The organism is Enterobacter cloacae complex sp. 2022EL-00981, assembly GCF_028737495.1.
GTDB classification, from domain to species: domain Bacteria; phylum Pseudomonadota; class Gammaproteobacteria; order Enterobacterales; family Enterobacteriaceae; genus Enterobacter; species Enterobacter cloacae.
Window position 1 is genome coordinate 49015 of the sequence record NZ_JAQZRK010000018.1, and the last position, 25098, is coordinate 74112.

At 54.3% G+C, this 25098-nt stretch carries 21 protein-coding genes and 5 tRNA genes; 24 read left to right on the forward strand and 2 right to left on the reverse strand.

What is annotated here, in order from left to right:
* The first annotated feature begins 135 nt into the window (after positions 1-135).
* From sucA to sucD, 4 genes are all read left to right on the forward strand, one after another.
* Complete coding sequence (gene sucA, locus PUZ33_RS15965) at positions 136-2943, forward strand: 2-oxoglutarate dehydrogenase E1 component (protein WP_023622290.1); 2808 nt, start codon at positions 136-138, stop codon at positions 2941-2943.
* A gap of 14 nt (positions 2944-2957) precedes the next feature.
* Complete coding sequence (gene odhB / locus PUZ33_RS15970) at positions 2958-4178, forward strand: 2-oxoglutarate dehydrogenase complex dihydrolipoyllysine-residue succinyltransferase (protein ID WP_013097540.1); 1221 nt, start codon at positions 2958-2960, stop codon at positions 4176-4178.
* 95 nt (positions 4179-4273) lie between these two features.
* Positions 4274-5440 carry an ADP-forming succinate--CoA ligase subunit beta gene (gene sucC, locus PUZ33_RS15975; protein ID WP_006809579.1) on the forward strand — a complete coding sequence of 389 codons (1167 nt, stop codon included), beginning with the start codon at positions 4274-4276 and terminating at the stop codon, positions 5438-5440.
* Complete coding sequence (gene sucD, locus PUZ33_RS15980; protein ID WP_008501094.1) at positions 5440-6309, forward strand: succinate--CoA ligase subunit alpha; 870 nt, start codon at positions 5440-5442, stop codon at positions 6307-6309. Before sucC ends, sucD begins: the two co-directional genes overlap by 1 nt.
* 82 nt (positions 6310-6391) lie before the next feature.
* Here the strand turns inward: sucD and PUZ33_RS15985 are convergent, their stop codons facing one another.
* Positions 6392-7108, reverse strand: a complete 717-nt coding sequence (locus PUZ33_RS15985) for a GntR family transcriptional regulator (RefSeq protein WP_013097539.1) — start codon at positions 7106-7108, stop codon at positions 6392-6394.
* A gap of 171 nt (positions 7109-7279) precedes the next feature.
* Here PUZ33_RS15985 and mngA point away from each other — a divergent pair, with 171 nt between their 5' ends.
* The 20 genes from mngA (at position 7280) to pnuC (ending at position 24155) form a co-directional block, all read left to right on the forward strand.
* Complete coding sequence (gene mngA, locus PUZ33_RS15990; RefSeq protein ID WP_058680572.1) at positions 7280-9196, forward strand: PTS 2-O-a-mannosyl-D-glycerate transporter subunit IIABC; 1917 nt, start codon at positions 7280-7282, stop codon at positions 9194-9196.
* A 23-nt stretch (positions 9197-9219) separates the two neighbouring features.
* Positions 9220-11850: a mannosylglycerate hydrolase gene (mngB, locus tag PUZ33_RS15995; protein WP_058680573.1), complete on the forward strand. Its 2631-nt coding sequence runs from the start codon at positions 9220-9222 to the stop codon at positions 11848-11850.
* A 670-nt stretch (positions 11851-12520) separates the two neighbouring features.
* On the forward strand, positions 12521-14089 hold the full coding sequence (gene cydA / locus PUZ33_RS16000) for a cytochrome ubiquinol oxidase subunit I (RefSeq protein ID WP_013097536.1): 1569 nt from the start codon (positions 12521-12523) through the stop codon (positions 14087-14089).
* Between the two features lie 15 nt (positions 14090-14104).
* A complete protein-coding gene (cydB, locus tag PUZ33_RS16005) occupies positions 14105-15244 on the forward strand; it encodes a cytochrome d ubiquinol oxidase subunit II (RefSeq protein ID WP_013097535.1) in 1140 nt (379 codons plus the stop codon).
* A gap of 14 nt (positions 15245-15258) precedes the next feature.
* Positions 15259-15372, forward strand: a complete 114-nt coding sequence (gene cydX, locus PUZ33_RS16010) for a cytochrome bd-I oxidase subunit CydX (RefSeq protein ID WP_003858598.1) — start codon at positions 15259-15261, stop codon at positions 15370-15372.
* The gene (ybgE, locus tag PUZ33_RS16015; protein ID WP_058680574.1) at positions 15372-15662 is read left to right on the forward strand and encodes a cyd operon protein YbgE; all 291 of its coding nucleotides are present in this window, start codon (positions 15372-15374) and stop codon (positions 15660-15662) included. The genes cydX and ybgE overlap by 1 nt, the downstream gene beginning before the upstream one ends.
* Positions 15663-15809: 147 nt before the next feature.
* On the forward strand, positions 15810-16214 hold the full coding sequence (gene ybgC / locus PUZ33_RS16020) for a tol-pal system-associated acyl-CoA thioesterase (RefSeq protein WP_003858593.1): 405 nt from the start codon (positions 15810-15812) through the stop codon (positions 16212-16214).
* Positions 16211-16903, forward strand: coding sequence for a Tol-Pal system protein TolQ (gene tolQ / locus PUZ33_RS16025; protein ID WP_013097532.1), 693 nt, complete (start codon positions 16211-16213; stop codon positions 16901-16903). Before ybgC ends, tolQ begins: the two co-directional genes overlap by 4 nt.
* Positions 16904-16906: 3 nt before the next feature.
* Positions 16907-17335 carry a colicin uptake protein TolR gene (gene tolR / locus PUZ33_RS16030; RefSeq protein ID WP_003858589.1) on the forward strand — a complete coding sequence of 143 codons (429 nt, stop codon included), beginning with the start codon at positions 16907-16909 and terminating at the stop codon, positions 17333-17335.
* A gap of 28 nt (positions 17336-17363) precedes the next feature.
* On the forward strand, positions 17364-18644 hold the full coding sequence (gene tolA, locus PUZ33_RS16035; RefSeq protein WP_020684976.1) for a cell envelope integrity protein TolA: 1281 nt from the start codon (positions 17364-17366) through the stop codon (positions 18642-18644).
* Positions 18645-18777: 133 nt separating this feature from the next.
* Complete coding sequence (tolB, locus tag PUZ33_RS16040) at positions 18778-20070, forward strand: Tol-Pal system beta propeller repeat protein TolB (RefSeq protein ID WP_013097529.1); 1293 nt, start codon at positions 18778-18780, stop codon at positions 20068-20070.
* 35 nt (positions 20071-20105) lie between these two features.
* Positions 20106-20627 (forward strand): peptidoglycan-associated lipoprotein Pal, encoded by a 522-nt coding sequence (gene pal / locus PUZ33_RS16045; RefSeq protein WP_006177214.1) that lies wholly within the window; start codon positions 20106-20108, stop codon positions 20625-20627.
* A gap of 9 nt (positions 20628-20636) precedes the next feature.
* Positions 20637-21431: a cell division protein CpoB gene (cpoB, locus tag PUZ33_RS16050; protein WP_013097528.1), complete on the forward strand. Its 795-nt coding sequence runs from the start codon at positions 20637-20639 to the stop codon at positions 21429-21431.
* 161 nt (positions 21432-21592) lie between these two features.
* Positions 21593-21668 (forward strand) — tRNA-Lys (locus tag PUZ33_RS16055).
* 35 nt (positions 21669-21703) lie between these two features.
* A tRNA-Val gene (locus PUZ33_RS16060) sits at positions 21704-21779 on the forward strand.
* 3 nt (positions 21780-21782) lie between these two features.
* Positions 21783-21858: transfer RNA gene (locus tag PUZ33_RS16065), tRNA-Lys, on the forward strand.
* A 146-nt stretch (positions 21859-22004) separates the two neighbouring features.
* Positions 22005-22080 (forward strand) — tRNA-Lys (locus tag PUZ33_RS16070).
* A gap of 22 nt (positions 22081-22102) precedes the next feature.
* Positions 22103-22178: transfer RNA gene (locus PUZ33_RS16075), tRNA-Lys, on the forward strand.
* Between the two features lie 191 nt (positions 22179-22369).
* Positions 22370-23413 (forward strand): quinolinate synthase NadA, encoded by a 1044-nt coding sequence (gene nadA, locus PUZ33_RS16080; RefSeq protein ID WP_014831119.1) that lies wholly within the window; start codon positions 22370-22372, stop codon positions 23411-23413.
* A gap of 22 nt (positions 23414-23435) precedes the next feature.
* Positions 23436-24155, forward strand: coding sequence for a nicotinamide riboside transporter PnuC (pnuC, locus tag PUZ33_RS16085; protein ID WP_020685075.1), 720 nt, complete (start codon positions 23436-23438; stop codon positions 24153-24155).
* Here pnuC and zitB read toward each other — a convergent pair.
* The gene (gene zitB / locus PUZ33_RS16090) at positions 24152-25084 is read right to left on the reverse strand and encodes a CDF family zinc transporter ZitB (protein ID WP_047024389.1); all 933 of its coding nucleotides are present in this window, start codon (positions 25082-25084) and stop codon (positions 24152-24154) included. The genes pnuC and zitB overlap by 4 nt on opposite strands.
* Positions 25085-25098 lie beyond the last annotated feature (14 nt).

Here is a 25098-nt window from a genome sequence, read left to right on the forward strand (position 1 = left end):
GAAGTCTAGACAGTTTCTAAAGGTTCCTTCGCGGGCCAAATGAAAAGAGCTCGCAGGTGAACCCCGGCACGTACACGCGGTGTGCGTGGTAGTTTCTACGGCGAAAGTAAGCATAAAAATGCTTAAGGGATCACGATGCAGAACGGCGCAATGAAAGCCTGGCTGGACTCTTCTTACCTCTCTGGTGCCAACCAGAGCTGGATAGAACAGCTCTATGAAGACTTCTTAACCGATCCTGACTCAGTGGACGCAAACTGGCGTTCCATGTTCCAGCAGTTGCCTGGCACGGGAGTCAAACCGGATCAATTCCATTCCAAAACACGTGATTATTTCCGTCGTCTGGCGAAGGATGCCTCACGTTACTCTTCTGCGATTTCCGACCCTGACACCAACGCGAAGCAGGTTAAAGTCCTGCAGCTTATTAACGCTTATCGCTTCCGCGGTCACCAGCATGCGAATCTCGATCCGCTGGGACTGTGGAAACAAGACCGTGTGGCGGATCTCGATCCGGCGTATCACGATCTGACCGAGGCCGATTTCCAGGAAAGCTTTAACGTAGGTTCTTTTGCCATCGGTAAAGACACGATGAAGCTGGGCGATCTGATCGACGCCCTCAAGCAAACCTACTGCGGCTCCATCGGCGCGGAATACATGCATATCACTTCTACCGAAGAGAAACGCTGGATCCAGCAGCGTATCGAATCCGTAGCGGGCCACGCGACCTTCTCGGCTGACGAGAAAAAACGCTTCCTGAACGAACTGACCGCAGCGGAAGGGCTTGAGCGCTATCTGGGCGCGAAGTTCCCGGGCGCAAAACGCTTCTCGCTGGAAGGCGGCGATGCGTTAGTGCCAATGCTGAAAGAGCTGATTCGTCATGCAGGCAAGAGCGGTACCCGTGAAGTGGTACTGGGCATGGCGCACCGTGGTCGTCTGAACGTGCTGGTCAACGTGCTGGGTAAAAAACCGCAGGACCTGTTCGACGAATTCGCGGGCAAACATAAAGAACATCTCGGCACCGGTGACGTGAAGTACCACATGGGCTTCTCGTCTGATATCGAAACCGAAGGCGGTCTGGTTCACCTGGCGCTGGCGTTTAACCCGTCGCACCTGGAGATCGTCAGCCCGGTAGTTATCGGTTCCGTGCGTGCGCGTCTGGATCGTCTGGACGAGCCAAGCAGCAACAAAGTGCTGCCAATCACCATTCACGGTGATGCGGCGGTCACAGGGCAGGGCGTGGTTCAGGAAACCCTGAACATGTCCAAAGCGCGTGGTTATGAAGTGGGCGGTACCGTTCGTATCGTCATCAACAACCAGGTGGGCTTCACAACGTCTAACCCACTGGATGCGCGTTCAACCCCTTACTGCACCGACATCGGCAAGATGGTACAGGCGCCAATCTTCCACGTGAACGCGGATGACCCGGAAGCGGTCGCCTTCGTGACCCGTCTGGCGCTGGACTTCCGTAACACCTTCAAACGCGATGTGTTCATCGACCTGTTCTGCTACCGCCGTCACGGCCACAACGAAGCCGACGAGCCAAGTGCAACCCAGCCGTTGATGTACCAGAAAATCAAAAAACACCCGACGCCGCGCAAAATCTACGCTGACAAGCTGGAAAGCGAAAAAGTGGCGACGCTGGAAGATGCGACCGAAATGGTCAACCTCTACCGCGACGCGCTGGATGCGGGTGAGTGCGTGGTGAAAGAGCTGCGTCCGATGAACATGCACTCCTTTACCTGGTCGCCGTACCTCAACCACGAGTGGGATGAGAGTTACCCGAACAAGGTCGAGATGAAGCGCCTGCAGGAGCTGGCTAAACGCATCAGCACCGTGCCAGACGCCATCGAGATGCAGTCTCGCGTGGCAAAAATTTATGCTGACCGTCAGTCTATGGCGGCAGGTGAGAAGCTGTTCGACTGGGGCGGTGCAGAAACGCTGGCTTACGCGACGCTGGTTGACGAAGGTATTCCTGTTCGTCTGTCCGGTGAAGATGCGGGCCGTGGCACCTTCTTCCACCGCCACGCGGTAGTTCACAACCAGTCTAACGGTTCAACCTACACCCCGCTGCAGCACGTGCACAACGGTCAGGGCCAGTTCAAGGTCTGGGACTCCGTGCTCTCTGAAGAAGCGGTGCTGGCCTTCGAATACGGTTACGCTACCGCAGAGCCGCGTACGCTGACCATCTGGGAAGCGCAGTTCGGTGACTTCGCCAACGGTGCTCAGGTGGTTATCGACCAGTTCATCTCTTCTGGCGAACAGAAATGGGGCCGTATGTGTGGCCTGGTGATGCTCCTGCCACATGGTTATGAAGGCCAGGGTCCTGAGCACTCCTCCGCGCGCCTGGAACGTTATCTGCAGCTCTGCGCTGAGCAGAACATGCAGGTTTGCGTACCGTCCACCCCGGCTCAGGTTTACCACATGCTGCGTCGTCAGGCGCTGCGCGGTATGCGCCGTCCGCTGGTGGTCATGTCACCAAAATCCCTGCTGCGTCACCCACTGGCGGTGTCCAGCCTGGATGAGCTGGCGAATGGCACCTTCCTGCCTGCCATAGGTGAGATTGATGAACTGGATCCGCAGGCTGTGAAGCGTGTGGTGATGTGTTCTGGTAAGGTTTATTACGACCTGCTGGAACAGCGCCGTAAGAACGATCAGAAAGATGTCGCCATCGTGCGTATCGAACAGCTTTATCCATTCCCGCACCAGGCGGTGCAGGAAGCGCTGAAACCGTACGCTCACGTGCATGATTTTGTCTGGTGCCAGGAAGAGCCGCTCAACCAGGGCGCATGGTACTGCAGCCAGCATCATTTCCGTGAAGTGATTCCATTTGGGTCTGCCCTGCGTTATGCAGGTCGCCCGGCCTCCGCCTCTCCGGCGGTAGGGTATATGTCCGTTCACCAGAAGCAGCAACAAGATCTGGTCAATGACGCGCTGAACGTCGATTAATTAAAGGATACATAATGAGTAGCGTAGATATTCTTGTTCCCGACCTGCCTGAATCTGTAGCAGATGCGACCGTCGCTACCTGGCATAAAAAACCAGGCGATGCCGTTAAGCGCGATGAAGTGCTGGTAGAAATCGAAACTGACAAAGTGGTACTGGAAGTACCGGCTTCGGCGGATGGCGTTCTGGACGCGGTGCTGGAAGACGAAGGCACCACCGTAACCTCTCGCCAGATCCTGGGTCGCCTGCGTGAAGGCAACAGCGCGGGCAAAGAGTCCAGCGCGAAGTCTGAAGAGAAAGCCTCTACGCCGGCTCAGCGCCAGCAGGCTTCTCTGGAAGAACAGACCAACGACGCGCTCAGCCCGGCGATCCGTCGCCTGCTGGCTGAACACAGCCTTGACCCGGCAGCAATCAAAGGTACCGGTGTAGGCGGTCGTCTGACCCGTGAAGACATCGACAAACACCTGGCGAAAGCGCCTGCTCAGGCAGAAGCGAAAGCCCCTGTGGCAGCGCCAGCAGCACAGCCTGCTCTGGGTGCGCGCAGTGAAAAACGCGTGCCAATGACTCGCCTGCGTAAGCGTGTGGCAGAGCGTCTGCTGGAAGCGAAAAACTCCACCGCGATGCTGACCACCTTCAACGAAGTGAACATGAAGCCAATCATGGACCTGCGTAAGCAGTACGGTGACGCGTTTGAAAAACGTCACGGTATCCGTCTGGGCTTTATGTCCTTCTACGTGAAAGCGGTTGTTGAAGCACTGAAACGCTACCCGGAAGTGAACGCGTCCATCGATGGTGATGACGTGGTTTACCACAACTATTTCGACGTCAGCATGGCGGTGTCTACGCCACGTGGTCTGGTGACTCCGGTTCTGCGTGATGTGGATACCCTGGGTATGGCCGACATCGAGAAAAATATTAAAGAGCTGGCCGTGAAAGGCCGCGACGGCAAGCTGACCGTAGACGACCTGACCGGCGGTAACTTCACCATTACCAACGGCGGCGTATTTGGTTCGCTGATGTCTACCCCGATCATCAACCCGCCGCAGAGCGCGATCCTGGGTATGCACGCCATTAAAGATCGTCCGATGGCGGTAGACGGTAAAGTGGAGATCCTGCCAATGATGTATCTGGCGCTCTCTTACGATCACCGTCTGATCGACGGCCGCGAGTCCGTGGGCTTCCTGGTAGCGATTAAAGAGCTGCTGGAAGATCCAACGCGTCTGCTGCTGGACGTCTAGTCCCTTTTAGCATCACCTGCCCTGTAGGCCGGATACGCCTTGCACCGGCCTGCAGGTTTGAAGATAACGATTACCCTGAAGGATGGATAGAACACATGAACTTACATGAATATCAGGCCAAACAGCTGTTTGCCCGGTATGGCTTACCGGCTCCGGTGGGTTATGCCTGTACTACCCCGCGTGAAGCAGAAGAAGCCGCATCTAAAATCGGTTCCGGCCCGTGGGTAGTTAAATGTCAGGTTCACGCTGGTGGCCGTGGTAAAGCGGGCGGTGTGAAGGTTGTTAAGAGCAAAGAAGAAATTCGTGCATTTGCTGAACATTGGCTCGGCAAGCGTCTGGTCACTTACCAGACAGATGCGAACGGCCAGCCAGTCAACCAGATCCTGGTTGAAGCGGCAACCGACATCGCGAAAGAGCTGTATCTGGGCGCGGTGGTAGACCGTAGCTCGCGTCGCGTGGTGTTCATGGCGTCTACCGAAGGCGGCGTGGAAATCGAAAAAGTGGCAGAAGAGACGCCACACCTGATCCATAAAGTGGCTATCGATCCACTGGCAGGTCCAATGCCTTACCAGGGCCGTGAGCTGGCGTTCAAACTGGGTCTGGAAGGCAAGCTGGTTCAGCAGTTCACCAAGATCTTTATGGGTCTGGCGACCATCTTCCTGGAGCGCGATCTGGCGCTGATCGAGATCAACCCGCTGGTGATCACCACTCAGGGCGATCTGATCTGCCTCGATGGCAAACTGGGTGCTGACGGCAATGCCCTGTTCCGCCAGCCAGATCTGCGCGAAATGCGTGACCAGTCTCAGGAAGACCCGCGTGAAGCACAGGCTGCTCAGTGGGAACTGAACTACGTGGCGCTGGATGGCAACATCGGCTGCATGGTTAACGGTGCGGGCCTGGCGATGGGCACCATGGACATCGTTAAGCTGCACGGCGGCGAGCCAGCGAACTTCCTCGACGTAGGCGGTGGCGCAACCAAAGAGCGCGTAACCGAAGCGTTCAAAATCATTCTCTCTGACGACAACGTGAAAGCCGTTCTGGTGAACATCTTCGGCGGTATCGTACGTTGCGACCTGATCGCAGACGGCATCATCGGCGCGGTAGAAGAAGTGGGCGTTAACGTTCCGGTTGTTGTGCGTCTTGAAGGTAACAACGCTGAACTCGGCGCGAAAAAACTGGCTGACAGCGGCCTGAATATTATTGCAGCGAAAAGTCTGACGGATGCAGCTCAGCAGGTTGTTGCCGCAGTGGAGGGGAAATAATGTCAGTTTTAATCAATAAAGATACCAAGGTTATCTGCCAGGGCTTCACCGGTAGCCAGGGGACTTTCCACTCCGAGCAGGCGATTGCCTACGGTACGCAGATGGTTGGCGGTGTAACACCAGGTAAAGGTGGCACCACACACCTGGGCCTGCCGGTGTTCAACACCGTGCGTGAAGCCGTAGAAGCGACGGGCGCAACCGCGACCGTTATCTACGTTCCGGCACCGTTCTGCAAAGACTCCATTCTGGAAGCGATCGACGCAGGCATCAAACTGATCATCACCATCACTGAAGGTATCCCGACGCTGGATATGCTGACCGTGAAAGTGAAGCTGGACGAAGCGGGCGTGCGCATGATCGGCCCGAACTGCCCAGGCGTGATCACCCCAGGCGAATGCAAAATCGGCATCATGCCAGGTCACATTCACAAGCCGGGCAAAGTGGGTATCGTTTCCCGTTCCGGTACGCTGACCTATGAAGCGGTTAAGCAGACCACCGACTACGGCTTCGGCCAGTCCACCTGTGTGGGCATCGGCGGTGACCCAATCCCAGGCTCTAACTTCATCGACATCCTGAAGCTATTCCAGGAAGATCCACAGACCGAAGCGATCGTCATGATCGGTGAGATCGGTGGTAGCGCGGAAGAAGAAGCGGCTGCTTACATCAAAGAACACGTAACCAAGCCAGTAGTCGGTTACATCGCGGGTGTGACGGCGCCGAAAGGTAAGCGTATGGGTCACGCAGGCGCGATTATCGCCGGTGGTAAAGGTACGGCTGATGAGAAATTCGCAGCGCTGGAAGCCGCAGGCGTGAAGACCGTTCGCAGCCTGGCGGATATCGGCGAAGCACTGAAATCCATCATTAAGTAAGTCCTCTCTGCGCCCTGAAAGGGGCGCGTTGAAATAAAAAATGTCCGTTTCGACATGGTTGGCCGCTGTAAAGCGGCCTTTTTTATTGCCTGCGTTTCGCCACGAGGGTGAATTTGTAATCGTCGGTATTGAACACGTTGCGGCTGTATTCGAAAACCCGGCCATCTTTCAGGAAACCGCGGGAGACTTTTTCCAGGATCGGTTTTGCCGGATCGAGCGCCAGCGCGGCAATCGCCTCTTCTGAGGGCATGACCGGCACCAGCTCCTGTTCACTGCGATCGATGACCAGCTTTTTGATCTGTTCAACGTAGTGGTATTTCGACTTTTCCATCACTTCCCAGGTGAGGTCGGGGAACATCGCCAGCGGCATCCAGGTTTCTTCCAGGTTTACCGGCTTCTGCTTGATGAAGCGTACGCGCTTGACGTGCCAAACCTTATCATCCTCGCCAATTGCCAGCGTAGCCGCGAGTCTTGTATCGGCTTTTACCACTTCAAAAATTTTAACATCGCTGTGCGTATCAACGTTTCGGTCCGCCAGTTTTTCGTAAAAGCCGGTGAGCTGGTAAATGTCGTAATTCACCCGCTCCTCTTTTACATATGAACCACTGCCCTGGATGCTTTCGATGATCTGTTCGTCGGCAAGCAGTTTCAGGGCCTGCCGGACGGTGACGCGGCTGACGCTAAACGCCTCCTGAAGGCTGGATTCCGTTGGTAGCGCGTCACCCGGTTTTAATTCTCCGGCGTTAATTTTTTCGCGGAAGACATCCGCTATCTGCCGGTATCGCGGTTTATTGCCCATTTTATCGCGCCTGATTAATACCTTTTCTGAGAATTATGCATTCAACTAATGATTTGTAAATAATACAACTTAAATACAAATGTTGATGTTAGTGAAAATGATCACATAAATGTATTATTCGCTCTGCCACAATCCTTCGCAGACTATAACGATGCAACTGTGAGGATCTCTATGAACCTGACGACCCTGACCGATCCACGTGCTGTCTGCGTTCAGGCGCAGTTTACCCGCCGTGATGAGGCAATACGTCAGCTCGCGATGCGGCTGGAGGCGCTGGGCAAAATCACTGACGCCGAGGCTTTTCTGGTGGACGTTTTTCAACGGGAATCGCTTGGCCCAACCGCGCTGGGTGAGGGGCTGGCTGTCCCCCATGGCAAATCGGCCACGGTAAAAGAGGCGGCATTTGCCGTCGCAACGCTGTGCGAGCCGCTGGAATGGGAAGGGGTGGACGGGCCGGAAGAGGTCACGCTCATTTTCCTGCTCGCGATCCCTCCGGCGGAAGCCGGATCAACGCATATTGAGGTGTTAACGGCGCTCACGTCTCGCCTGGCGGATGACGATCTCAGGGCTCGCGTAATGGCGGCGACCACGGCAGAAGGTGTGCTGACCGCGCTGGACGCCGCACCCGGGGAGCAGGCCGACGCCATCCAGGAGAGTGCCCCGACTATTGTCTGCGTTACCGCCTGCCCGGCCGGGATTGCCCACACCTATATGGCGGCGGAATATCTGGAAAAAGCGGGACGCAGGATGGGCATCAACGTGGTGGTGGAAAAGCAGGGGGCGAACGGCATTGAGGGGCGCCTCACGTCGCAGCAACTGCAGGAGGCCAGAGCATGCATCTTTGCCGCAGAAGTGGCGATCAAAGAGAGTGAACGCTTTGCGGGGATCCCCACCGTTTCCGTACCCGTTGCGGAACCACTACGCCATGCTGAAGCGTTAATAGAACGCGCGCTGGCGTTAAAGCCTGCCGACGCTGCGCGGCATGCGCCCGTCGATACTGAAACAAAAAAAAGTGTCAAAACCGAGCTCAAGCAGGCGCTCCTGAGCGGCATCTCCTTTGCGGTGCCGTTGATTGTTGCTGGCGGTACGGTGCTGGCCGTGTCGGTATTGCTGGCGCAAATCCTGGGGCTGCAGCACTTGTTCGATCAGGAAAATTCGTGGCTGTGGATGTACCGCAAGCTTGGCGGCGGCATGCTTGGCATGCTGATGGTTCCCGTTCTGGCGGCGTATACCGCTTACTCACTGGCGGATAAACCGGCGCTGACGCCGGGTTTCGCTGCCGGTCTGGCTGCCAATATGATTGGTTCCGGTTTTCTGGGTGCCATAGCAGGCGGGCTGATTGCGGGCTACCTGATGCGCTGGGTAAAAAATCATATTCGTCTCAGTAGCCGCTTCAACGGCTTCTTAACCTTTTATCTTTATCCAGTTATTGGCGTGCTGGGCGCAGGCAGCCTGATGCTGTTTGTGATCGGCGAACCGGTGGCCTGGATAAACAACGCGCTCACCGCCTGGCTTAATGGTCTTTCTGGCGCGAATGCGCTGCTCCTGGGCGCGATCCTTGGCTTTATGTGTTCGTTCGATTTGGGTGGGCCGGTTAACAAAGCCTCCTACGCGTTCTGCCTCGGGGCGATGGCCAACGGGGTGTATGGCCCCTATGCGATTTTCGCCTCCGTCAAGATGGTCTCGGCCTTTACCGTGACGGCGTCAACGATGCTGGCGCCGAGATTGTTTAAACCGTTTGAAATTGAAACCGGCAAATCAACGTGGCTGCTTGGCCTCGCGGGCATTACCGAAGGGGCGATACCGATGGCGATTGAAGATCCCCTCCGCGTCATTGGCTCATTTGTGCTGGGCTCCATGGTGACAGGGGCGATTGTTGGCGCGATGGGGATCGGCCTGTCCACGCCGGGCGCAGGCATTTTCTCGCTCTTTTTACTTCATGATGCAGGGCTGAGCGGTGTGGTTGCAGCGGCAGGCTGGTTTGGTGCGGCGCTGGTGGGGACCGCTATCTCCACATTTATTCTGCTGCTCTGGCGACGTCAGGCGGTCAAAACGGGCAAATACATCACTGAAGACGCCATACCGTAAAACGCACAACACAGGAAACGAAGATGAAAGCTGTATCTCGCGTTCATATCACGCCGCATATGCACTGGGACCGTGAGTGGTACTTCACCACCGAAGAGTCGCGTATTCTTCTGGTCAATAATATGGAAGAGATCCTGACCCGTCTGGAGCAGGACGAGGCCTACAAATATTACGTTCTCGACGGACAGACGGCAGTGCTGGAGGATTACTTTGCCGTCAAGCCCGAAAATCGCTCGCGGGTGAAGGTGCTTGTCGAGCGCGGAAAACTGATTATCGGCCCGTGGTATACCCAGACCGATACCACGATCGTCAGCGGCGAGTCGATTGTCCGCAACCTGATGTACGGTATTCGCGACTGTATGGCGTTCGGCGAGCCGATGATGATCGGTTATCTGCCGGATTCGTTTGGGATGTCAGGCCAGCTTCCGCATATTTATAACGGGTTTGGCATTACCCGCACGATGTTCTGGCGCGGCTGTTCTGAACGACACGGTACCGATAAAACCGAATTTCTCTGGCAGAGCCAGGACGGCAGTGAAGTGACGGCACAGGTGCTGCCGCTGGGCTATGCGATTGGTAAGTACTTACCTGAGGATGAGGCCGGGCTACGAAAACGGCTCGACAGTTATTTCGAGGTCCTGGAAAACGCCTCCGTCACCAAAGAGATTTTGCTGCCCAACGGCCACGACCAGATGCCGCTGCAGCAGAACCTTTTTGCGGTGATGGAGAAGCTTCGTGAAATCTATCCGCAACGTCAGTTTGTGACGAGCCGCTTCGAGGAGGTGTTTGACCATATTGAGGCGCGGCGCGATGAACTGGCGACGCTGAAAGGGGAGTTTATCGACGGGAAATACATGCGTGTGCACCGGACAATCGGCTCCACGCGCATGGACATTAAAATCGCCCATGCGCGTATCGAGAATAAAATCGTCAACGTGCTTGAGCCGCTGGCGACGCTTGCCTGGACTCTCGGCTTCGACTATCACCACGGTCTGCTGGAGAAAATGTGGAAAGAGATCCTCAAGAATCACGCCCACGACAGCATCGGCTGCTGCTGCAGCGACAAGGTGCATCGCGAGATTGTTTCCCGCTTTGAGCTGGCTGAGGATATGGCAGACAACCTGGTGCGCTTCTATATGCGCAAGATTGTCGACAACATGCCGCAATCCGACGCCGATAAGCTGGTGATGTTCAACCTGATGCCCTGGCCGCGTGAAGAGGTGATGAACACCACGATTCGGCTGCGCGCCAGCCAGTTTCGTCTGCGTGATGAGAAAGGCAACGAGATCCCGTATTTCATTCGCAGCGCGCGCGAGCTCGACCCTGGTCTCATTGACCGGCAGATTGTCCATTACGGCAACTACGAACCGTTTATGGAGTTTGATATCCAGCTCAGCCAGATCCTGCCGTCGATGGGCTACCGTACGCTGTTTATAGAACCGCACGTAGCCGGAAAGGTGCTCTCTCCGGCGCAAAACACCGGTGCTTTACTCGAAAATGCTTTCTGGCAGATTGATATAAACGACGACGGTACGCTGCGTCTGCGCGACAAAGAAACCGGCCTGATTTACGACCGGGTACTGGAGATTGAAGAGAGTTCGGATGATGGTGATGAGTACGACTACTCGCCTTCACGGGAGGAGTGGAGGCTCACTTCGGCACAGGGCGAGCATCAGGTTGACGTCATACACGAAGCCTGGCAGAGCAGGGCGGTGATCCGCCACCGTATTGCTGTACCGGCAAACCTCTCTGAACGCGCTGCACGTCAGCGAAAGGGTTCACTTGAGGTGGCATTTGACATTACGCTCAGCCACAACAGCAGACGTATTGATGTGGCGGTGCGTCTGGATAACCAGGCGAATGACCACCGCGTTCGGGTGCTGATCCCCACACCGTTTACGACTCAGCACGTGCTCGCGGATACGCAGTTTGGCACCATTACTCGCCCCGTGCAGGACGCTGCGATGCAACGCTGGCAGGAAGAGGGCTGGAAAGAAGCGCCCGTTCCTGTCTGGAATTTGCTCAACTATGCCGTGCTGCAGGAAAAGCGAAACGGGCTTGCGCTGTTCACAGAAGGATTACGTGAATTTGAAGTGGTGGGCGATACCAAAAAAGCCTTTGCGCTGACTCTGCTGCGCGGCGTGGGGTTACTCGGAAAAGAAGATTTGCTGTTGCGCCCTGGCAGACCTTCGGGGATCAAGATGCCCGTCCCGGATTCCCAGATGCGTGGTCCGTTAACCTGCCGTTTTAGCCTGTTCAGTTTCAGTGGCACCCCTGAAAGCTCGGGCGTCACGCAGCAGGCTAAGGCGTGGTTAACGCCGGTGCAGTGCTATAACAAGATCCCCTGGGATGCGATGAAATTAAACCGTGCGTCGTTCACCACGCCGGAAAGTTACAGTCTGCTGGCGCTTTCCCCGACGGGATGCGTGCTCAGCGCGCTCAAAAAAGCGGAAGATCGGGATGAACTTATTCTTCGCCTGTTCAACCCTTCGGAGTCCAGCGTCTGCGAGACGACGTTATCCGTTAACCCGGCGTTGAAACGGTGCGGCGAAACGGACCTGAATGAACGGTTACTGGATGATCGTGAAGAGCAGGGGATTACCGGCACGTTCAGACCGGGGCAGTCACGAACCTTTAGCATTCTTCTTGCCTGAAAAACGAAAAAAGGCTGCTAAGTGCAGCTTTTTTTCATTAAATAGTCACGCTACGGTGTTAACTTATAGAGCGCGAAAAGTAAATTAAATGTAATTTCGAAGGGTTGCAGTCAAACTCTGGAAAAATAACCTGGCCCGACTACGCTTTAAGGATTGCCCCGCGTCGAAAAGGTGTTTTTCTTTTGCGTTAATTAAAATCACTTCTGTTTATATTTTTTCCCTTCTTCGATAACCAATCACAGCTTTGTATGCACATATCGTTAACATGGTTTTTACCATTCTTACCGCGTTTAAACATAGTTAACATCGGTCGTTGTTTTTGATTTAAATCAAAGTTTAATCCTTGGAAAAAGGTGCTTAAAAGCGCTAAATTGTCCCCGATCAAAATGGTCGAAAAGTGGTAATTTTGCTATAAATTGATCGCCGTCGAAAAACGTAAATATGATTCAATAAAAACCTGTTTATTGTAAGGGTTTTGCAGCGTATTATATTTGCGGGACCAATTTGAGTTTTTTATTAACGTATTTGTAACCTTTCATCACTGCTTTTTCATTCTGTAGAGAATAGGCAACGAAGAAGGGGAGCAGATAACTTTGTATTGGGGCATGCGTGTGGATCCTTTTCCTGGGGTTCACTCTCGGAGTCTTCATGCGATGAGCAAGGAGTCATAATGTTAGACGTAGTCGAACTGTCGCGCTTACAGTTTGCCTTGACCGCGATGTACCACTTCCTGTTTGTGCCGCTGACGCTCGGTATGGCGTTCCTGCTGGCCATCATGGAAACGGTATACGTTCTGTCCGGCAAACAGATTTATAAAGATATGACCAAGTTCTGGGGCAAGTTGTTTGGTATCAACTTCGCACTGGGCGTGGCTACCGGTTTGACCATGGAGTTCCAGTTCGGGACTAACTGGTCATATTATTCCCACTATGTAGGGGATATCTTCGGTGCGCCGCTGGCCATTGAAGGTCTGATGGCCTTCTTCCTCGAATCCACCTTTGTAGGTCTGTTCTTCTTCGGCTGGGACCGTCTGGGCAAAGTCCAGCATATGGCGGTGACCTGGCTGGTGGCATTAGGGTCTAACCTGTCCGCGCTGTGGATCCTGGTGGCAAACGGCTGGATGCAGAACCCGATTGCGTCTGATTTCAACTTCGAAACCATGCGTATGGAGATGGTCAGCTTTGCCGAGCTGGTCCTGAACCCGGTTGCTCAGGTTAAATTCGTCCACACCGTGGCCTCTGGCTATGTGTGCGGCGCGATGTTCATTCTGGGCATCAGCTCCTACTATATGCTGCGTGGTCGTGACTTCGCCTTCGCTAAACGTTCCTTTGCTATCGCTGCAAGCTTCGGTATGGCTGCCATCCTCTCCGTTATCGTGCTGGGTGATGAATCCGGTTATGAAATGGGTGACGTACAGAAAACCAAGCTCGCCGCAATCGAAGCTGAATGGGAAACCCAACCGGCCCCGGCTGCCTTTACCCTGTTCGGTATTCCGGACCAGGACGCCCAGGAAAACCGCTTCGCCATTCAAATTCCTTATGCGCTGGGTATCATCGCCACCCGTTCTGTTGACAAACAGGTGACGGGTCTGAAAGAGCTGATGGAGCAGCACGAAGGCCGTATCCGTAACGGTATGAAAGCCTACGCTCTGCTGGAACAGCTGCGTGCCGGTTCTACCGACCAGGCCGTTCGTGACCAGTTCAACGACGTGAAGAAAGATCTGGGCTACGGTCTGCTGCTGAAACGCTATACCCCGAACGTCTCCGACGCGACGGAAGCGCAGATCCAGATGGCAACCAAAGACTCTATTCCACGCGTAGCGCCACTCTACTTTGCATTCCGTATCATGGTAGGCTGCGGCATCATCATGCTGCTGATCATTGCGGCGTCCTTCTGGTCTGTGATTCGTAACCGCATCGGCGAGAAAAAATGGCTGCTGCGTACGGCGCTGTATGCTATCCCGCTGCCGTGGATCGCAATTGAGTCCGGCTGGTTTGTTGCGGAGTATGGACGTCAGCCATGGGCGATTGGTGAGGTGCTGCCAACGGCGGTGGCCAACTCCTCGCTGACAGCAGGCGATCTGATCTTCTCAATGCTGCTGATCTGTGGTCTCTACACCCTGTTCCTGGTGGCTGAACTGTTCCTGATGTTCAAGTTCGCGCGCCTTGGCCCAAGCAGCCTGAAAACCGGTCGCTATCACTACGAGCAGTCCGGTGTGACTACTCAGCCGGCACGCTAAGACAGGAGTCATCAAATGATCGATTATGAAGTATTGCGTTTTATCTGGTGGCTGTTGATCGGTGTTCTGCTGATCGGTTTTGCTGTCACGGATGGTTTCGACATGGGGGTGGGGATGCTCACCCGTTTCCTCGGTCGTAATGACACCGAGCGTCGAATCATGATCAACTCCATCGCCCCGCACTGGGACGGTAACCAGGTGTGGCTGATCACTGCAGGCGGCGCGCTGTTCGCTGCCTGGCCGATGGTTTACGCGGCTGCGTTCTCCGGTTTCTACGTGGCGATGATTCTGGTTCTGGCGTCTTTATTCTTCCGTCCGGTCGGTTTCGACTACCGTTCCAAGATTGAAGACACCCGCTGGCGTAACATGTGGGACTGGGGCATCTTCATTGGTAGCTTCGTTCCACCGCTGGTGATTGGTGTGGCATTCGGTAACCTGCTGCAGGGTGTACCGTTCCACATGGACGAGTACATGCGTCTTTACTACACCGGTAACTTCTTCCAGCTGCTGAATCCGTTTGGTCTGCTGGCAGGCGTAGTCAGTGTGGCGATGATCATCACCCAGGGCGCAACCTATCTGCAGATGCGTACTGTTGGTGAGCTGCATCTGCGTTCTCGTGCAACGGCTCAGGTTGCTGCCCTGATCACACTGGTCTGCTTCGCGCTGGCAGGTGTTTGGGTGGTCTACGGTATTGATGGTTACGTGGTGACGTCTGCGATTAACCACGTCGCGCCGTCTAACCCGCTGACCAAAGAAGTGGCGCGTGAGGCCGGTGCATGGCTGGTGAACTTCAACGCGATGCCTGTGCTGTGGGCTATTCCGGCGTTGGGTGTGTTGCTGCCGCTGCTGACGGTTCTGACGTCTCGTCTGGAAAAAGGCGCTCTGGCGTTCGTGTTCTCATCACTGACGCTGGCGTGCATCATCCTGACTGCAGGTATCGCTATGTTCCCATTCGTGATGCCATCCAGCACCATGCTGAATGCTAGCCTGACCATGTGGGATGCAACCTCCAGCCATATGACGCTGAACTTAATGACTTATGTTGCTTGCGTGTTCGTTCCGATTGTTCTGGCCTACACCATCTGGTGTTACTGGAAAATGTTCGGTCGTATCACTAAAGAACATATCGAAAGCAACACCCACTCTATGTACTAAGTAAGGAGCTGAATATGTGGTATTTCGCATGGATTTTAGGGACGCTTCTTGCCTGTGCTTTTGGTGTCATCACTGCCCTGGCGCTTGAGCACGTTGAAGCGACCAAAGCGGGTGAAGAAAAACACTAATGAAGATTATCGCAACGTTATATGCGGTAATGGATAAGCGCCCGTTACGGGCGCTTTCTTTAGTGATGGCATTACTGCTGGCAGGGTGTATCTTCTGGGACCCTTCGCGTTTTGCAGCGAAGACCAGCGAGCTTGAGATCTGGCACGGCTTTCTCATTATGTGGGCGGTGTGCGCAGGTGTGATCCACGGCGTAGGCTTTCGTCCGAAAGCGATTCACTGGCAGGGCATTTTCTGCCCCCTTATCGCCGATGTCGTGCTGCTTGCTGGATTGATTTTCTTCTTCTTCTGAATAAGAAATGTCCGTTAACCATATGGGCTTACCCGAGCCCATAAAAATTTACTCTCCGTTTACTTTCTCCCATTCCAAACCATCATTCCCGCGCGTATAGTAGCGAAGTTTAAAGCATAAACTTTTGTTGCATTACCGGGATGTAAAGTGAATACAACGCTGTTTCGATGGCCGGTTCGTGTCTATTACGAAGATACCGATGCCGGTGGTGTGGTTTACCACGCCAGCTACGTTGCTTTTTATGAACGGGCACGCACAGAGATGCTGCGCCATCATCACTTTAGTCAACAGGTACTGTTGGCTGAGCGAGTTGCCTTCGTGGTACGCAAGATGACGCTTGAGTATTTTGCGCCTGCCAGACTCGACGATATGCTCGAAGTCCAAACTGAAATTACATCAATGCGCGGAACCTCGCTGGTTTTCACGCAGCGGATAGTCAATGCAGAGAACACCGTACTGAACTCAGCTGAAGTACTGATTGTCTGTGTTGATCCAACCATAATGAAGCCTCGTGCGCTTCCTAAGTCTATTGTCGCGGAGTTTAAGCAGTGACTGACATGAATATCCTTGATTTGTTCCTGAAGGCAAGCCTTCTGGTTAAACTTATCATGCTGATTTTGATTGGTTTTTCAATCGCATCCTGGGCCATCATCATCCAGAGAACGCGTATTCTCAATGCGGCTGGCCGTGAAGCGGAAGCGTTTGAAGATAAGTTCTGGTCGGGTATCGAACTGTCCCGTCTGTATCAGGAAAGTCAGGGTCGTCGCGATAGTCTCGCTGGCTCCGAACAAATTTTCTACAGCGGATTCAAAGAGTTTGCCCGTCTGCACCGTGCGAACAGCCACGCGCCTGAAGCGGTGGTGGAAGGAGCCTCGCGTGCGATGCGTATCTCCATGAACCGCGAGCTGGAAAATCTTGAAACGCACATTCCTTTCCTGGGAACGGTGGGTTCCATCAGCCCGTATATCGGCCTGTTTGGTACGGTGTGGGGGATTATGCACGCCTTTATCGCGCTGGGCGCAGTTAAGCAGGCGACGTTGCAGATGGTTGCACCGGGTATTGCAGAAGCACTGATTGCAACCGCTATCGGTCTGTTTGCGGCAATCCCGGCGGTTATGGCTTACAACCGTCTGAACCAGCGCGTGAATAAACTGGAACTGAACTACGACAACTTCATGGAAGAGTTCACCGCGATTCTGCACCGTCAGGCGTTTACCAGCACCGAGAGCAACAAGGGGTAAACCATGGCCAGATCGCGTGGACGAGGTCGTCGCGAGCTCAAGTCCGAAATCAATATCGTTCCGCTGCTGGACGTACTGCTGGTGTTGCTGCTGATCTTTATGGCGACAGCGCCCATCATTACCCAGAGCGTGGAAGTTGATCTGCCGGATGCGACAGAATCACAGGCGGTAAGCACCAATGACGATCCTCCGGTCATCATTGAGGTTTCCGGCGTAGGGCAATACAGCGTCGTGGTAGAGAAAGATCGTATGGATCAGCTACCGCCGGAGCAGGTGATTGCTGAAGCGCAACGACGCCTGGAGTCAAATCCGAAAACGGTCTTCTTAATCGGTGGTGCGAAAGACGTGCCTTACGATGAAATTATTAAAGCGCTGAACTTGCTACATAGTGCGGGTGTTAAGTCTGTCGGCTTAATGACTCAGCCTATTTGATCATCCGCGTAGTTTTTGGGAACCGATAGTGTCAAAGGCAACCGAACAGAACGACAAGCTTAAGCGAGCGATAATCGTCTCCGCAGTGCTGCATGTGATCCTTTTTGCAGGGCTGATCTGGAGTTCGTTCGACGAGCATATTGATGCATCAGGCGGCGGTGGCGGTTCTTCTATCGACGCCGTCATGGTGGATCCCGGTGCGGTCGTGCAGAACTATAACCGTCAGCAACAGCAGCAGGCGAGTGCAAAACGGGCTGAAGAGCAGCGAGAAAAACAGGCGCAACAGCAAGCGGAGGAACTGCGTGAAAAGCAGGCCGCCGAGCAGGAACGTCTGAAGCAGCTTGAGAAAGAGCGTTTGCAGGCGCAGGAAGCCGCGAAAGAGCAGGCACAACAGCAGAAGCAAGCCGAAGAGGCCGCGAAGAAAGCCCAGGAACAGCAAAAGCAGGCGGAAGAGGCGGCAGCGAAAGCCGCAGCGGATGCCAAAGCACAGGCTGATGCCCAGGCGAAATTAGCGGCAGAAGCGGCGAAGAAAGCCGCTGCCGATGCCCAGAAGAAAGCGGAAGCGGAAGCCGCGAAGAAAGCCGCCGCTGATGCTCAGAAGAAAGCGGAAGCGGAAGCCGCGAAAAAAGCCGCTGCTGATGCTCAGAAGAAAGCGGAAGCGGAAGCCGCGAAAAAAGCTGCTCAGGAAGCCGAGAAGAAAGCGGCTGCCGAGGCTGCGAAGAAAGCCGCTGCTGCCGAGAAAGCTGCCGCAGAAAAAGCCGCCGCTGCTGAAAAAGCGGCTGCGGAGAAGAAAGCTGCCGCCGAGAAAGCGGCTGCCGACAAAAAAGCTGCAGCTGAGAAGGCTGCTGCCGATAAAAAAGCGGCTGCTGAAAAAGCTGCAGCGAAAAAGGCTGCTGCGGAGAAAGCCGCTGCCGCTGCGGGCGTTGACGATCTGCTGGGCGATCTCAGTTCCGGTAAGAATGCGCCGAAAACAGGCGGTGGGGCGAAAGGAAACAACGCAGCACCGACAGGAAGTGGTAACACTAAGAGCAACGGTGCGACAGGGGCTGAAATCAATGGCTATGCTGCGCAGATTAAATCCGCTATCGAAAGCCGATTCTATGATGCGTCTTCCTATACCGGTAAAACGTGTACGCTGCGTATAAAACTGGCGCCGGACGGCATGCTTCTTGATATTAAGTCTGAAGGTGGGGATCCCGCTTTGTGTACTGCAGCTCAGGCTGCAGCACGTCAGGCGAAGATGCCTAAACCACCGTCTCAGGCAGTCTACGAAGTCTTTAAAAATGCACCGCTGGACTTCAAACCTTAAGTTACATTTTCCCCGTGCAAACGGGGAAAAATAGACCAGGTTTAGTCACAGGGTTTAGTAGTTTTGTCTATTTGGGTTTGTTAACATTCTGCTAAATTATCGTGGGTAAGGTTACCCAGATAAGGGAGATATGATGAAGCAGGCATTACGTGTAGCATTTAGTTTCTTAATGCTGTGGGCAGCTGTACTGCACGCAGAAGTACGTATCGAGATCACCCAGGGGGTGGACTCGGCACGCCCAATCGGTGTAGTTCCATTCCAGTGGGCTGGCCCTGGTGCGGCGCCTGAAGATGCCGGCGGCATCGTGGCTGCTGACCTGCGTAACAGCGGTAAATTCAACCCGTTAGATCGTTCTCGTCTGCCTCAGCAGCCGGGTAGCGCGCAGGAAGTTCAGCCTGCCGCGTGGTCTGCACTGGGCATTGATGCCGTGGTTGTGGGTCAGGTTACCCCTAACCCGGACGGCTCTTACAACGTGGCCTGGCAGCTGGTGGATACCGGCGGTGCACCGGGTACCGTTCTGGCTCAGAACTCTTACAAGGTCACTAAACAGTACCTGCGCTATGCGGCTCACGCTGCCAGCGATGCGGTATTCGAAAAACTGACCGGTATTAAAGGTGCGTTCCGTACCCGTATCGCCTATGTGGTACAGACCAACGGCGGCCAGTTCCCGTATGAGCTGCGCGTCTCTGACTACGACGGTTACAACCAGTTCCTGGTGAAACGCTCTTCTCAGCCGCTGATGTCTCCAGCCTGGTCTCCGGACGGGTCTAAACTGGCCTACGTGACCTTCGAAAGCGGTCGTTCTGCGCTGGTTATCCAGACGCTGGCTAACGGTGCTGTTCGTCAGGTGGCGTCGTTCCCACGTCACAACGGTGCGCCTTCGTTCTCGCCGGACGGCTCTAAGCTGGCCTTTGCGCTGTCCAAAACCGGTAGCCTGAACCTGTACGTGATGGACATTGGTTCTGGTCAGATCCGTCAGGTGACGGATGGTCGCAGCAACAATACGGAACCATCATGGTTCCCGGACAGCCAGAACCTGGCGTTTACCTCTGACCAGGCAGGCCGTCCGCAAATCTATAAAGTGAACATCAACGGCGGTGCTCCGCAGCGTATCACCTGGGAAGGCTCTCAGAACCAGAACGCAGACGTGAGCAGCGACGGTAAATTTATGGTAATGGTCAGCTCCAACGGTGGGCAGCAGCACATTGCCAAACAAGATCTGGTAGCGGGTGGCGTCCAAGTTCTGTCGTCAACGTTCCTGGATGAAACGCCAAGTCTGGCACCTAACGGCACTATGGTAATCTACAGCTCTTCTCAGGGGATGGGATCTGTGCTGAATCTGGTTTCTACAGATGGGCGTTTCAAAGCGCGTATTCCGGCAACTGATGGACAGGTAAAATCCCCTGCCTGGTCGCCGTATCTGTAAATAATAATTAATTGATTACTAAAGGAATCATAGAAATGCAACTGAACAAAGTGCTGAAGGGGCTGATGATCGCTCTGCCTGTAATGGCAATCGCAGCGTGTTCTTCTAACAAGAACGCCAGCAATGACCAGAGCGGCGAAGGCATGATGGGTGCCGGCACCGGTATGGACGCGAACGGCAATGGCAACATGTCATCTGAAGAGCAAGCGCGTCTTCAGATGCAGCAGCTGCAGCAGAACAACATCGTTTACTTCGATCTGGATAAATACGACATCCGTTCTGACTTCGCTGCGATGCTGGATGCTCACGCTAACTTCCTGCGTAGCAACCCGTCTTACAAAGTCACCGTAGAAGGTCACGCGGACGAACGTGGTACTCCAGAGTACAACATCTCCCTGGGTGAACGTCGTGCTAACGCTGTTAAAATGTACCTGCAGGGTAAAGGCGTTTCTGCTGACCAGATCTCCATCGTTTCTTACGGTAAAGAAAAACCTGCAGTACTGGGTCATGACGAAGCGGCTTACGCCAAAAACCGTCGTGCCGTACTGGTTTACTAAGAGAATTGCATGAGCAGTAACTTCAGACATCATCTGTTGAGTCTGTCGTTACTGGTTGGAATAGCGGCCCCCTGGGCCGCTTTTGCTCAGGCACCAATCAGTAGTGTCGGCTCAGGCTCGGTGGAAGACCGGGTCACTCAACTCGAGCGTATCTCTAACGCTCACAGTCAGCTTTTAACCCAACTCCAGCAACAACTTTCCGATAACCAAACTGATATCGACTCCCTCCGTGGTCAGATTCAGGAGAGCCAGTATCAGCTTAACCAGGTTGTGGAACGTCAAAAGCAGATCTTGCTGCAGATTGATAGCCTGAGCAGCGGGGGGGCAGCAGCGCAACCAGCAGCGGGCGATCAAAGCGGAGCGGCCACAGACGCGCCAGCGCCTTCAGCCGATGCCTCTGCTGCGACAGGGGCGCCTGTGCAGAGCGGTGACGCGAACACGGATTACAACGCGGCCATTGCACTGGTACAGGATAAATCGCGCCAGGATGATGCTATCGTTGCGTTTCAGAACTTCGTTAAGAAGTACCCGGATTCCACTTACCAGCCAAACGCAAATTACTGGCTGGGTCAGTTGAATTACAACAAGGGTAAAAAGGACGATGCGGCGTTTTATTTCGCTTCTGTGGTGAAAAATTACCCGAAATCGCCAAAAGCGCCTGATGCGATGTTTAAGGTCGGCGTGATCATGCAGGACAAAGGTGACACTGCGAAAGCCAAAGCGGTTTATCAGCAGGTGGTTGCAAAATTCCCGGGCACGGAAGGGGCCAAACAGGCGCAAAAACGTCTGAGTTCGATGGGATGATTATCGCATGACCAGAAATCGCGTTATTTCTGGTCGTGCAGCATGATTACTAAGCAGTTAAGTGATCTTCATCGAAATTTTTGTTGCGCAGAATTCTTAAATCAGTAATATATGCCGCCGTTGCCACGGGATATCAAACAACGTGAAAGCAGCGTAAAAGTGGGTCGTTAGCTCAGTTGGTAGAGCAGTTGACTTTTAATCAATTGGTCGCAGGTTCGAATCCTGCACGACCCACCACTTAAAGCAGTTCCGGCAGTACAGCAGTACAGAGTGGGTGATTAGCTCAGTTGGTAGAGCATCTCCTTTACACGGAGGGGGTCGGCGGTTCGAGCCCGTCATCACCCACCACTCGGGTCGTTAGCTCAGTTGGTAGAGCAGTTGACTTTTAATCAATTGGTCGCAGGTTCGAATCCTGCACGACCCACCAATTTTAATGTCTTACTCAGATATTAAACGTGAAGGATAACATTGCTTCAGCAACGGCCCGAAGGGCGAGGCGAAGCCGAGTCATCCTGCACGACCCACCACTTCAAACGTGGAACCGAGTAAAATCTTCGAAGTCAGCACCCGAATGGGTCGTTAGCTCAGTTGGTAGAGCAGTTGACTTTTAATCAATTGGTCGCAGGTTCGAATCCTGCACGACCCACCACTTCGAAGAAAAATCCCGCAAGGGGTCGTTAGCTCAGTTGGTAGAGCAGTTGACTTTTAATCAATTGGTCGCAGGTTCGAATCCTGCACGACCCACCAATGTTAAAAAGCGCCCTAAAGGCGCTTTTTTGCTATCTGCAATACAACAAATGCTCCGCACATCTATTCCCGGTGACTTTTCACTCCAGATTCGCTATCTTGTTTAGTATACAAAACACAATTGCCCTGCGTTTTGCTATGTCAGGCAAAAGAAAGGCAATATTGTTAAGCCAGTAAAACGAGAAGCCATAATGAGCGTGATGTTTGATCCTGAAGCCGCAATCTATCCCTTCCCGCCGAAGCCTGTTCCGCTGAGCATGGATGAAAAGCAGTTCTACCGTGAGAAAATCAAGCGTCTTCTCAAAGAGCGAGATGCCGTGATGGTGGCACATTACTACACCGATCCGGAAATCCAGCAGCTGGCGGAAGAGACCGGAGGCTGTATTTCTGACTCTCTGGAGATGGCGCGCTTTGGTGCAAAACATCCTGCTTCCACGCTACTGGTTGCGGGGGTGCGTTTTATGGGGGAAACGGCAAAAATCCTTAGCCCTGAAAAAACCATATTGATGCCAACGCTGAACGCGGAGTGTTCACTGGATCTCGGCTGTCCGATTGACGAATTCTCGGCCTTCTGCGATGCCCATCCTGACCGGACCGTGGTGGTGTACGCCAATACGTCGGCTGCAGTGAAAGCGCGCGCAGACTGGGTTGTTACGTCGAGCATCGCCGTTGAACTGATTGAGCACCTGGACAGCCTGGGTGAGAAAATTATCTGGGCACCAGACCGCCACCTTGGAAACTACGTCCAGAAGCAGACCGGGGCAGACGTGCTCTGCTGGCAGGGCGCCTGCATCGTTCATGACGAGTTCAAGACGCAGGCACTGGCCCGCATGAAGGCGCTTTACCCTGATGCCGCTATTCTTGTTCATCCTGAATCACCACAGTCGATTGTCGACATGGCCGATGCCGTGGGTTCAACCAGCCAGCTTATTAATGCTGCCAGAACGTTGCCGCATAAGCAGCTTATCGTGGCGACCGATCGCGGTATCTTCTACAAGATGCAGCAGGCCGTGCCGGAGAAAGAGCTCCTCGAAGCGCCAACCGCAGGCGAGGGAGCCACGTGCCGCAGCTGTGCGCACTGTCCGTGGATGGCGATGAACGGCCTGAAAGCGATTGCCGAAGGGTTAGAAACCGGCGGTGCGGCGCATGAGATCCATGTGGATGCCGCTCTGCGTGAAGGCGCGTTAGTTCCACTTAACCGCATGCTGGATTTTGCGGCTACACTACGTACTTAATTCACTACGTCCCGGGGAAAAGATGGATTTTTTTAGCACACAAAACATTCTGGTTCATATACCGATTGGTGCAGGTGGCTATGACCTGTCATGGATTGAGGCCGTTGGCACGCTGGCGGGATTACTCTGTATCTGGCTCGCAAGCCTGGAGAAGATCAGCAATTACGCGTTCGGGCTCATTAACGTTACGCTGTTTGCGATTATCTTCTTCCAGATCCAGCTCTACGCAAGCTTGCTTTTGCAGCTGTTCTTTTTTGCGGCCAATATCTACGGGTGGTACGCATGGTCGCGGCAGAACAGCCAGCAGGAGGCCGAACTGCAGATCCGCTGGTTACCCTTGCCGAAAGCCATCGCCTGGTTTGTCGCGTGTGTGGTCGCCATTGGTTTAATGACGGTCTACATCAACCCGGTATTTGCTTTCCTGACCCGCATTGCTGTGGCGGCCATGTCCGGCATCGGGTTACAGGTGACAATGCCTGTGCTTCAGCCGGATGCTTTCCCGTTCTGGGATTCCTGCATGATGGTGTTGTCCATTGCGGCGATGATCCTGATGACCCGTAAATACGTTGAGAACTGGCTGCTGTGGGTCATCATCAATGTCATCAGCGTGGTGATTTTCGCCCTGCAGGGCGTCTATGCGATGTCTCTGGAATATCTGCTGTTGACCTTCATTGCCCTGAACGGAAGCCGGATGTGGATTAACAGCGCGCGTGAGCGAGGCTCTCACGCGCTCTCCAGTTAATGGTGGTGATGATGTGAATGGTCGGACTGCGCCTCATTCAGGTGGCAATCCGGCCCGTTACAGGGCTGGTACTCCATCTGGATGGTCGCGTGACCAATTTCATAGTGATGTTCAAGAAAGTGCTGGATGCGTTCGAGCAGCGCATCGTGGTCGTGCGGCGGGATCACCTGGACGTGCAACGTCATAACCGGTTTCTCGCCCACCAGCCAGACGTGTACGTGGTGGACGTTACGTACCTCAGGAACTGAACGGTGCAGATTACGCTTTAACTCGGCGATATCCACAGAGGCGGGCGCCCCCTCAAGCAACTCATTGACGCTCTCCTTCAATAGCCGCCAGGCGCTGCGTAACACCAGACACGAGACCAGTACAGAAAGAATAGGGTCGACAGGCGTCCAGCCGGTGTAGAGGATCACCAGTGCGGCAACAATGGCTCCCACCGAGCCCAGTAAATCTCCCATCACATGCAGAGCAGCGGCGCGTACGTTAAGGTTCTTTTCGCCACTGCCGCGATGCAAAATCCAGAAGGCCAGAAGATTGGCAAGCAGCCCCGCCACGGCGATCGCCATCATTGTCATCCCGGCGACCGGCTGAGGGTGTCTGAAGCGCTGAACGGCCTCCCAGACGATAAGAAGGGTAATGACCACCAGCGCAATCGCATTAACAAACGCGGCAAGCGTCGTCAGCCTCAGCCAGCCGAACGTATGGCGTGCATTAGGAGGACGACGGGCAAACTGTACGGCCAGGAGGGCAAAAAGCAGCGCTGCTGCATCGGTAAGCATATGTCCGGCGTCAGCCAGCAGCGCCAGGGAGCCGGAGATCAAACCGCCGATGACCTCAATAATCATGAAGGTGGCGGTAACGCCGAAGGCCAGCAGCAGGCGTTTAGCGTTGTCGTCGCCGGAGGCGTGGGAATGTGTGTGAGCCATGTTATCTTTCCTGA

Bases quoted from the DNA above. Each gene is read 5' to 3' on its own strand.
- sucA (WP_023622290.1), top strand. From the start codon at position 136: ATGCAGAACGGCGCAATGAAAGCCTGGCTGGACTCTTCTTACCTCTCT.
- odhB (WP_013097540.1), top strand. From the start codon at position 2,958: ATGAGTAGCGTAGATATTCTTGTTCCCGACCTGCCTGAATCTGTAGCA.
- sucC (WP_006809579.1), top strand. From the start codon at position 4,274: ATGAACTTACATGAATATCAGGCCAAACAGCTGTTTGCCCGGTATGGC.
- sucD (WP_008501094.1), top strand. From the start codon at position 5,440: ATGTCAGTTTTAATCAATAAAGATACCAAGGTTATCTGCCAGGGCTTC.
- PUZ33_RS15985 (WP_013097539.1), bottom strand. From the start codon at position 7,108: ATGGGCAATAAACCGCGATACCGGCAGATAGCGGATGTCTTCCGCGAA.
- mngA (WP_058680572.1), top strand. From the start codon at position 7,280: ATGAACCTGACGACCCTGACCGATCCACGTGCTGTCTGCGTTCAGGCG.
- mngB (WP_058680573.1), top strand. From the start codon at position 9,220: ATGAAAGCTGTATCTCGCGTTCATATCACGCCGCATATGCACTGGGAC.
- cydA (WP_013097536.1), top strand. From the start codon at position 12,521: ATGTTAGACGTAGTCGAACTGTCGCGCTTACAGTTTGCCTTGACCGCG.
- cydB (WP_013097535.1), top strand. From the start codon at position 14,105: ATGATCGATTATGAAGTATTGCGTTTTATCTGGTGGCTGTTGATCGGT.
- cydX (WP_003858598.1), top strand. From the start codon at position 15,259: ATGTGGTATTTCGCATGGATTTTAGGGACGCTTCTTGCCTGTGCTTTT.
- ybgE (WP_058680574.1), top strand. From the start codon at position 15,372: ATGAAGATTATCGCAACGTTATATGCGGTAATGGATAAGCGCCCGTTA.
- tolR (WP_003858589.1), top strand. From the start codon at position 16,907: ATGGCCAGATCGCGTGGACGAGGTCGTCGCGAGCTCAAGTCCGAAATC.
- tolB (WP_013097529.1), top strand. From the start codon at position 18,778: ATGAAGCAGGCATTACGTGTAGCATTTAGTTTCTTAATGCTGTGGGCA.
- pal (WP_006177214.1), top strand. From the start codon at position 20,106: ATGCAACTGAACAAAGTGCTGAAGGGGCTGATGATCGCTCTGCCTGTA.
- cpoB (WP_013097528.1), top strand. From the start codon at position 20,637: ATGAGCAGTAACTTCAGACATCATCTGTTGAGTCTGTCGTTACTGGTT.
- nadA (WP_014831119.1), top strand. From the start codon at position 22,370: ATGAGCGTGATGTTTGATCCTGAAGCCGCAATCTATCCCTTCCCGCCG.
- pnuC (WP_020685075.1), top strand. From the start codon at position 23,436: ATGGATTTTTTTAGCACACAAAACATTCTGGTTCATATACCGATTGGT.
- zitB (WP_047024389.1), bottom strand. From the start codon at position 25,084: ATGGCTCACACACATTCCCACGCCTCCGGCGACGACAACGCTAAACGC.